5 protein-coding genes and 2 tRNA genes are annotated in these 6,651 nt (G+C 59.8%); 5 read left to right on the top strand and 2 right to left on the bottom strand.

What is annotated here, in order from left to right:
* Nucleotides 1-147 precede the first annotated feature (147 nt).
* Both H6B51_RS15790 and H6B51_RS15785 read right to left on the bottom strand, forming a co-directional pair.
* Nucleotides 148-408, bottom strand: a complete 261-nt coding sequence (locus tag H6B51_RS15790; protein WP_204884574.1) for a DUF2508 family protein — start codon at nucleotides 406-408, stop codon at nucleotides 148-150.
* A gap of 310 nt (nucleotides 409-718) precedes the next feature.
* A complete protein-coding gene (locus H6B51_RS15785) occupies nucleotides 719-3,349 on the bottom strand; it encodes a cation-translocating P-type ATPase (RefSeq protein ID WP_204884573.1) in 2,631 nt (876 codons plus the stop codon).
* A 352-nt stretch (nucleotides 3,350-3,701) separates the two neighbouring features.
* Between H6B51_RS15785 and H6B51_RS15780 the strand changes: the two genes are divergently transcribed.
* The 5 genes from H6B51_RS15780 (at nucleotide 3,702) to H6B51_RS15760 (ending at nucleotide 6,526) form a co-directional block, all read left to right on the top strand.
* Nucleotides 3,702-4,169 carry a hypothetical protein gene (locus H6B51_RS15780; RefSeq protein WP_204884572.1) on the top strand — a complete coding sequence of 156 codons (468 nt, stop codon included), beginning with the start codon at nucleotides 3,702-3,704 and terminating at the stop codon, nucleotides 4,167-4,169.
* 18 nt (nucleotides 4,170-4,187) lie between these two features.
* Complete coding sequence (locus tag H6B51_RS15775; protein WP_204884571.1) at nucleotides 4,188-4,943, top strand: 4Fe-4S binding protein; 756 nt, start codon at nucleotides 4,188-4,190, stop codon at nucleotides 4,941-4,943.
* Nucleotides 4,944-5,095: 152 nt separating this feature from the next.
* Nucleotides 5,096-5,171: transfer RNA gene (locus tag H6B51_RS15770), tRNA-Ala, on the top strand.
* A gap of 138 nt (nucleotides 5,172-5,309) precedes the next feature.
* Nucleotides 5,310-5,385: transfer RNA gene (locus H6B51_RS15765), tRNA-Ala, on the top strand.
* 166 nt (nucleotides 5,386-5,551) lie between these two features.
* Nucleotides 5,552-6,526, top strand: a complete 975-nt coding sequence (locus H6B51_RS15760; protein WP_204884570.1) for a DUF6017 domain-containing protein — start codon at nucleotides 5,552-5,554, stop codon at nucleotides 6,524-6,526.
* The last annotated feature ends 125 nt before the right edge of the window (nucleotides 6,527-6,651 follow it).

The raw sequence follows: 6,651 nt of genomic DNA, 5'->3' as shown, positions 1-6,651 counted from the left end.
CAACCCCACCCCGGTGCGTGCGGCCAGCCTGCCCAGCCAGGCCAGGGGCCTGCGGAGCACCGATAGCAGCAGCACCAGGGTCAGCCCGCCCATCGCCCAGGGCAGGGCGTTCAGCAGTCCCTCCATTCCCCGTCCCCTCCTTTCCCGTCAGGCCCGCTCCAGGGGGAGGTCCTCCGCCCCCTCCAGCTCCTTCAGCTGCCGAAGCAGATAACTGTATCGGGCCTGGAGGGCGTTGATCTCAAAGACATAGGACTCAATGAGATCGGGGTCGGCCACGGCGTTGAAGCCCCCATAGGCCTGGGCCATGAGGACCCTGGTCTGGGCCACCCCTTCCATCAGCGCCCGGCGGGCCTGCTCCCGCTGGCTCTCCCGCCTGCTCCGCCAAAATCCCCGTGCTGTCCCCCTCATGGTGCCCTCCTTGCCGTCTGTCTCGGTTCCTTAGCATCCTATGTCCAGTTTTGGCAATTATGCGCCAGGCTATACCGTTATTTTCCTGAATAAATCCATGAGCGGGGGACATACTAGAAACGGATCGGAGAGATCCTGGTTCTGCGTCTCCTTTTAAGCCGGTGCCGGGTGAGCTCACCCTTCGGCGAAAGGCGAAAGGAGCGGCAAAAACCGATCCCGATCCTGCAAGGGGCGCGGTGGAAACACCGCGCCCCGGTTTTTTGGCAGCATAGGGGCCTGCCGCACCTGCGGCAGGCCCTTATGACATGGCTCAATCTTTTGCCTTACCAAACCCGGCAATGAGCTTGACGATCTGGATGACTACAGTGGGCAGAAGGGCCAGACCAACCATCTCCCCCAGGTTTGCCAGGGTGAACACGGGAGACACCAGGAACAGGTCCTTCAGACCGGGCACGAAGAGCACCAGAGCCAGCAGCACCACGCCGGCGAAGAAGGCGGCGATGGAGGCAGGATTGGTGGACAGCTTCAGCCGGAAGATGGACTCGGCTCCCCGGCAGTTGAAGCCGTGGAAAAGCCGGGCCAGGGTAAGGGTAGAGAAGGCCATGGTGGAGGCCAGGACGGCGTCTCCCCCCTGCCAGCCCAGGTAGAAGGCGATCATGGTGACGATAGCGATGAGCAGGCCCTGTCCTCCGATGCGTCCCAGCAGGGTCCGGTCCAGAATCGGGGTCTTGGGGTCCCGGGGCTTCTGATCCAGCAGGCCCTTGCGGGCGGGCTCCATGCCAATGGCGATGGCGGGCAGGGAGTCGGTGAGCAGGTTGATAAACAGCAGGTGGACCGGCTGGAAGGGTACCGGCAGGCCCATCAGGGAGGCGTACAGCACGCAGAAGATGCCCGCCGTATTACCCGAAAGCAGGAACTGGATGGCGTTTTTGATGTTGGCATACACACTGCGGCCGTTGACCACGGCCTTGACGATGGTGGCAAAATTGTCGTCGGCCAGGATCATGGAGGCAGCGTCCTTGGACACCTCGGTACCGGTGATGCCCATGGCCACGCCGATATCCGCCTTCTTCAGGGCGGGGGCGTCATTGACCCCGTCGCCGGTCATGGACACGATCTTCCCCTTCCGCTGCCAGGCGTTGACGATGCGGATCTTGTGCTCCGGGGACACCCGGGCGTATACGGAGATCTTATCCAGCCGCACGTCCAGGTCGGCGTCGCTCATCTGGTCCAGCTCCAGGCCGGACACCGCCTGATCCCCGTCCTGGAAGATACCCAGCTGCCGGGCGATGGCGGAGGCGGTTACCTTGTGGTCGCCGGTGATCATAATGGTGCGGATGCCCCCCCGCTTGGCGTCGGCCACCGCCTGGACGGCCTCGGGCCGGGGCGGGTCGATCATAGAGATGAGGCCGATGAAGGTAAAGTCCTTTTCATCCTCCAGGGTAAGGGGCCGGACAGCCTCCAGCTCGGTGTAGGCGAAGGCCAGCACCCGCAGGCCCTCCATGGACAGCTCCATGTTCACCCGGGCAATCTCCTCTTTCCGCTGGGGGGTCATCTCCACCTTCCCCTCCCGGGTGAGCAGCCACTTGGACCGGTCCAGCAGTACATCAATTGCCCCCTTGGTAAACACGGTGGGCACGCCGTCGATATCGTGGAGGGTGCTCATCAGCTTGCGGTCGGAGTCAAAGGCCAGCTCTCCCAGCCTGGGGTGCTGGGCGCGGTAGCTCTCCTCGTTGACCCCGAATTTCTCCCCCAGCATCACCAGGGCCACCTCGGTGGGGTCTCCGATGGAGGTCCCGGTCTCCTCGTTGTTGGTGGCGTCGCTGGCCAGCAGGGCGGCCTTCAGGAGCAGCCGCTGCACATCGTTGACCAGCTCCAGATCGTCCCCCTCCAGCAGGGAGCCGTCGGCGTACACCTTCTGGGGGGTCATCTTGTTCTGGGTCAGGGTGCCCGTCTTATCCGAGCAGATCACCGACACGGACCCCAGACTCTCCACCGCCTTCAGATCCTTGATGATGGCGTTCTGTTTGGCCATCTTCTGGGTGCCCATGGCCAGCACGATGGTGACGATGGAGGACAGAGCCTCAGGGATAGCCGCCACCGCCAGGGCCACGGCGAACATGAGGGAGTCCAGCACCCCCATACCGGTGCGGAAAATGGACAGAGCAAACACCAGGGCGCAGATGGCCATGATGACGATGGCCAGCTTGGCGGAGAAGTCGTCCAGGCTCTGCTGGAGGGGGGTCTTACGCTGCTGGGTCTGGTTCATCAGAGCGGCGATCTTGCCCAGCTCGGTATTCATGCCGGTGCCGGTGACCAGGACAGTGGCCCGGCCGTAGGTCACCAGGGAGCCGGAGAACACCATGTTCTTCTGGTCCCCCAGGGCCACCTGATCGGCGTCAATGGCCTCCTCAGTCTTGTCCACCCCCTCGCTCTCGCCGGTGAGGGAGCTCTCGTTTACCTTCAGAGAAAAGTTTTCCAGGATACGGCCGTCGGCCACCACCATGTCCCCGGCCTCCAGCAGCACGATGTCCCCGGGCACCACGTCGGCGGAGGGGATCTCCACCCGGGCGCCCCCCCGCAGCACCTTGGCGGTGGGAGAGGACATGGCCTTCAGGCTCTCCAGGGATTTTTCCGCCTTGAGGTACTGTACGGTACCCAGAATGGCGTTGAGGATCAGGACAGCGAAGATGACGATGGTGCTCTCCACGTTCTCCGACAAAGCGGAAATGACGGCGGCGATGATGAGGATAATGACCAGCAGATCCTTAAACTGCTCGGCGAACACCTGAAGGGTGCTCTTTTTCTTGCCCTCGGACAGCTTGTTGGGGCCGAACTGCTGCCGCCGGCTGGCCACCTCCTGATCGGTCAGACCGGTGGAGGCGCTTTGCTGGGCCTCCAGCGCCTGCTGCGGGGTTTTGCGGTAATAGGCCTCTGACATTGGGGTTCCCTTCTTTCGTTGAGATTCCGGCGGAGGCACAAAAAAAGACTCTCCGCCAACCGCCGGGCATAGCACGGCAGTTGTCGAAAAGTCTTGTTACCTCACAGGGTGCATACCGCCAGGTCCGGAGACCGTGATGTTGGCGGAATGTCTTTAAACTACTCCCTTTTCAACGACGTACAGTTTAGCATAATTTCCCGGCCAAGTCAATGGCTCTCCCATAGTTTGTCCCGTCAAAAAAAGGTTATTCGTTCAGCGGTTGACGAAGGCTTCCCCTTCCCTTATAATTTCCATTAGGAACAAGAAGGAACCCACCCCTGCCATGGTTGTATTTTTTAAAGGAGGGGCCCCTATGAAATCCAACAACAACGTGGTGGCGCTCATGCTGCGGTTGGCCTGGCTGCTGGAGCTGCTCATTGCCCTGTTTATCCTGCTGATGACCGTGGTGCAGATGGTGCTCACTGCCAAGGACTCCCTCTTTTACCTTTCCATCGGTAATTTTGATCTGACAGAGTTTTTCTCCACCACCATGACCATCGTGGTGGGCCTGGAGTTTGTCAAAATGCTCATTCTCCACACCCCCCGGGCGGTCACCGACGTGCTGCTCTTCGCCATTGCCCGTCAGCTGGTGCTCAGCCACACCGACTCTCTGGACACCCTGCTGGGGGTGGCGGCAGTGGCCCTGATCTTCTTTATCAAAAAGTTCCTCCACACCCAGGAGGACTCTCTCTCCCCCGCCAATCTGGTGGCGGTGATGAACAAGTACATCCACGGCAAGAAGGTTCCCCTGGAAGAGGAGGTCTCCCAGGAGAAGCACTAAGCACAAGGAGGGTCTGCCATGTATACCACCCCCTGGATCACCGCACTGTTTAGCCCTACCGGAGGTACCGCTGCCGTGGCGCGGGGGATCACCGGCGGAAATGACGCCGTCGTCGACCTATCTGTGCCGGTGGCCCCACAGGTCATCCCCAGCGACCGGGTGCTGCTGGCCGCCGCGCCGGTGTTCGGCGGCCGGATCCCCGCGCTGACCCTGGAGCGTCTGACCGCCCTTCAGGGAAACGGTCCCGCTGTAGCCCTGGTGGTGTATGGCAACCGGGCTTATGAGGACGCCCTGCTGGAGTGGAAGACCGCCCTGGAGGCGCGCGGCTTCCGGGTGATCGCCGCCGCGGCCTGCATCGCCCAGCACTCCATCGCCCCCGCAGTGGCCGCTGGTCGGCCCGATGATGCCGACCTGGCTCTGGCCGCCCAATTTGGCGGGCAAGTGCTGGAAAAGGCTGCCCTGCCCCTGGAGGCACAGACTTCCGTCTCCGTGCCGGGCAATCCGGATTACAAGCCCTTCCCCGGTATGCCCGTCCACCCCCAGGCGGACCACCGCTGCGTCCGCTGCGGCCTGTGCGCCGCCCGCTGTCCCGCCGGGGCCATTCCCACCGGCGACCCCAGCACCACCGTGGCCGACCGCTGCATCACCTGTATGCGGTGCGTGACCATCTGTCCCGCCCACGCCCGGGCCCTCCCCACCCAGGCAGCCGAGGCCACCGCCCAGCGGCTGGCCCAGATCGCCGGCCAACCCCGACAGCCGGAATTTTATTTGTGACAGTTCCCGCCCGGGAGGCTCCGCCTCCCGGGCGGTCCCCGTCTGCGGAAACGAAAAAATTGAAAAAATACAAATTTAGTGTTGACAATTCAACGGGCCCATGCTAGAATATACAACGCTGGTTCGACAAGCTGCGGACCACAACAAAATATGGGGGTATAGCTCAGCTGGGAGAGCGCTTGAATGGCATTCAAGAGGTCAGCGGTTCGATCCCGCTTATCTCCACCAAGTACAACTGAATATCGTGTCGTGGGGGTATAGCTCAGCTGGGAGCGTGGCACACACCAAGACGCACCCCCATCTGAGAGCCACTTTTCGACAACTTAATACAGGTTTCCCTATAATTTCCCATTCATGGGAATATATGGGGGTATAGCTCAGCTGGGAGAGCGCTTGAATGGCATTCAAGAGGTCAGCGGTTCGATCCCGCTTATCTCCACCAAAAAAGTTAGGGAAACCAACTAAAAACACTCGTTTTGGCAACAAAACGAGTGTTTTTAGTTCCCTGCGCAGATCAACATATTAAATGCCACTCTTGCGCACCCCCATTAAGGGCGTTCTGAATTTTCGGAACGCCCTTTTTTCATGCCCCGAAAGGATGTGCAGGCATGGAGGAACAAACCTTTTTCGATTATTACTATGGCGGTGAAAGTGAGCAGTTTGCCTTTTACCGCATCCCCCGGCAGCTTGTGACCGGCAGCTATTTCAAAAACCTGTCCACAGACGCCAAGCTGCTGTATGGCCTCCTGCTTGACCGCATGAGCCTGTCCATGAAAAACGGCTGGTACGATGAGCAGGGGCGTGTTTATATATACTACCCGCTGGACGAGATACAGGAGGCGCTCTGTTGCAGCCACGGAAAGGCCGTCAGGCTGTTTGCGGAACTGGACACTGGCAGAGGGATCGGGCTGATCGAGCGTATCCGGCAAGGCCAGGGCAAGCCTGCGAGAATCTATGTCAAGCAGTTTACGACCCGCGCCGTACCACCTCCCCCTCCCGCCGGGCCGGAGCAGCCGGGACTTCCCGAAATGGAACATCAAGAAGTCCAAAAACCGGAAGTCTTGACTTCTCAAAATGAAACTTCAAGAAGTTCCAAAATGGGAAGTCAAGAAGTTCCAAAATTGAACGGAAGTTATATTGATATAAATAATACTTACAAGAGTCAGCTTAATCAATCAATCTATCCGTCCGGCCTGCCGCCGGAAAACGGCGGGCGATGGATGGACAGACAGACGTGCAGAGAGCGCATAAAGTCAAACATTGATTACGACTGGCTGGCAACGCAGCGAAAAGACTACGAGATGGAAGAAATCGACGAGCTTGTGGCCTTGATTGCCGACACCGTATGCAGCACCAAGCCCACGGTGAAGATTGGCGGGGATGAAATCCCCATCGAGGAGGTGCGGCAGCGGTTCTTATCTCTGGATTCCTCGCACATCGAGTATGTACTGGAACGGCTGCGGGAAACGACAACGAAGATATACAACATCCACGCCTACCTGCTGGCCGCGCTGTATCGCTCCCCCACGACCACCAGCCACTTTTACCGGGCTGAGGTACAGCACGACCTGTACGGCACCTGATGAAATGCGTCTCAATTTGGAGCTGTTGACAAAGTCCACACAATCCCAAGAGTAAATGGTAGAATAGAGTTACATGGGGGTGGGAGAATGCAACTGAAGCTCCATATGGTGACGATAGAAGATCT

Origin of the sequence: Pseudoflavonifractor phocaeensis, from assembly GCF_016901955.1 — a bacterium.
In the GTDB taxonomy this organism is placed as follows: domain Bacteria; phylum Bacillota; class Clostridia; order Oscillospirales; family Oscillospiraceae; genus Flavonifractor; species Flavonifractor phocaeensis_A.
This window is presented reverse-complemented; position numbering and strand designations above follow the sequence as displayed.

Excerpts from the sequence above, each read along its gene's own strand:
- H6B51_RS15785 (WP_204884573.1), bottom strand. The coding sequence starts at position 3,349 with ATGTCAGAGGCCTATTACCGCAAAACCCCGCAGCAGGCGCTGGAGGCC.
- H6B51_RS15775 (WP_204884571.1), top strand. The coding sequence starts at position 4,188 with ATGTATACCACCCCCTGGATCACCGCACTGTTTAGCCCTACCGGAGGT.
- H6B51_RS15760 (WP_204884570.1), top strand. The coding sequence starts at position 5,552 with ATGGAGGAACAAACCTTTTTCGATTATTACTATGGCGGTGAAAGTGAG.
- H6B51_RS15790 (WP_204884574.1), bottom strand. The coding sequence starts at position 408 with ATGAGGGGGACAGCACGGGGATTTTGGCGGAGCAGGCGGGAGAGCCAG.
- H6B51_RS15780 (WP_204884572.1), top strand. The coding sequence starts at position 3,702 with ATGAAATCCAACAACAACGTGGTGGCGCTCATGCTGCGGTTGGCCTGG.